The organism is Lacihabitans sp. LS3-19, from assembly GCF_024343575.1.
Taxonomy (GTDB): Bacteria; Bacteroidota; Bacteroidia; order Cytophagales; family Spirosomataceae; genus Leadbetterella.
This window is the reverse complement of the sequence record NZ_RJUA01000046.1, coordinates 1-2,176: the sequence shown is the minus strand read 5'-3', so window position 1 is coordinate 2,176 and position 2,176 is coordinate 1. Positions and strand designations below refer to the sequence as shown.

Below are 2,176 nucleotides of genomic sequence, written 5' to 3'. Positions count from 1 at the left end.
CTGGAAACTTGGTGTCTTTTACTACCAAGCTGAGGTCAGTTACCAAAACGTTGTCGTTTTTGTCGGTTGCCCTTATATTTACTGTTTTTGACTTGGTTTCGCAGGTTATTATTTCCGAAATAATATCTATGGATTTTAAACCACAGGCATCATATATATTCAAATTTGGGGTGTTTTTGTCCAGTATCAGCTCCGCACCCTTGTCTAGCTCTATTTCTAGCTTTTTGCTGCTTTGATAGGGCAGCGTGTTGTCCACTACTTTCACAACGGCCGAGGCCTTGGATACGTTGCCAGAGGCATCGGTAGCGATGAGGTCAACACTGTTGAAACCTACGTTTTCGCAGCTAAATACAGATTTGCTCAAACTTAGTTTGTGTACGCTACATTTGTCAAATGTGCCAAAATCTATGTCCTCTGGGTTTAAGGTGGCATATCCATCAAAGTTTAAGAAGATCACAGCATTTTTAGTTGATACTTGGGGGGCTGTTACGTCCAGTACCGTCACCGTACACCATTGGGTGGTTTGGTTGCCTGCGGCGTCTTTTACGCTTACACTCACCAGATTTTTGCCCATATTGTCACAGCCAAACTGGGTCTTGCTGAGCTCGATGCTGCTTATATTGCAGTTGTCAGTGATGCCATCGTTTATCTGGGCTAAGGTCAATGCAGCTATTCCATCTGACGAAAGGTTGATGACGGCGTCTTTGAGCCTCACCACTGGTGCCTGGTTGTCAACCACCGTCAGTGTATTTGTGCAGGTACTTGATGAACCATAAATGTCAGTTACTGTCAGCGATATATTATAAACTCCCACTCCAAATGGACCGACAGGGCTGATACTATAAGTGATGTCATCGCCATTGGGGTCACTTGAGCCTGCTCCTATTTGTGCTGCTGTAACCGTGGCCTGACAGTTAGATCCTATAGATACTGTCAGTGGTGTGCAGGCTGCTATTGGAGGAACATTGAGAGCTACTGAACTTATACCTGAGCCAATGGCTGTATCTATATATGGAAAAGGGTTGAACGGCGAGGGAGGAATAACTACCCTGATGACCTCTATGAGCTCTACTTCGTAGGTTTGGCCAGAGATCAAGTTTGTCAAAGTATAGGTTCGGAGCGAACTGCTGATGTTATCTATCGTTGTCTCTAATCCGCCAACAGGCTTGTATTTAATCTGGTACCTATTCAAGGTCACTGAAGGTGGGTTGATATTCACATCAGTCTCACCCCAGATGATGGTGATGCTATTGGTATTACCCACCTGCATTGCCGAGGTGATCAAGGTTTTTGAAAATCCTATTCCAGAAGAAAATACCAAGAAAAGGAGTAAAGCTAATTTTTTCATTGTTCTAATTAATTTTAGTTTTTTCATTTTTTGATTTCTTTTGGTAGGTTTTCAAAAATACTGTTGTTGGTTGAGTTTACACCACACGGGCTTTCAATTTTGGTTGCAAACACTGCACCTGCTCTGGTTTCAAAGCCTGGCAAAAGTTCTATTGCATTGCCAGACTTGAAAAGCACATTGGCGTTCAGTTCTATCTTGTTTAGAGCTATGGTATATGCCACAGCAGTCTGTATATAAACACCGCTGATGGGGGTGAGATTGACGATGTTTAGTGCTTCTGCCGAGCCTGACATAGACAATGTAGCGGCACTAGAAATAGCAGAACAGCCGTTTTTGCTAACCACGCAGCGGTATTGGTAGTTATTATATCCAATTGGCGGGAAGGCCAGACTCAAGGTAGCGGTGTTATAACCAGAATAAACTGCACTTGCTGCAACTGGAACAAAACCTGTTCCTAGGTTTACCTCCCATTGGTAAGTTACTTCTTGCAAGTTTGTTTGTACCGTAAAGGTGGCGTTGTTGCCTTGGCAAATACTTACGTTTTGAGGCTGATTGATTATAGGTGGCCCACTACTTATCGTTACACTCGTGGTCGCCGTTGCAGAACTACAGCCGCCACTTGCGGCTATCGTGTAGGTTACCGTATAAACGCCTGCCGTACTGCTGCTTGGCGTGATTTGGCCTGTGGTTGCATTGATTGTTAAGCCTGCTGGGGCTGAGGTAAATCCGCCACCTGTCGTGCCTGTTAAACTTACACTTGCTGGACTGGCTGTACTACAATACGGTGTGCCGGCATAGCTGATAGTGGCACTTGGGTTATTTGTAATC

At 44.4% G+C, this 2,176-nt stretch carries 2 protein-coding genes; both read right to left on the bottom strand.

All coding sequences use genetic code 11. From position 1 onward, the window contains the following. A partial coding sequence (locus EGI22_RS15140; protein WP_255069302.1) for a fibronectin type III domain-containing protein occupies positions 1–1,375 on the bottom strand: 1,375 nt, incomplete at its 3' end. After that, a partial coding sequence (locus EGI22_RS15135) for an Ig domain-containing protein (protein ID WP_255069301.1) occupies positions 1,372–2,176 on the bottom strand: 805 nt, incomplete at its 5' end. The genes EGI22_RS15135 and EGI22_RS15140, both read right to left, overlap by 4 nt.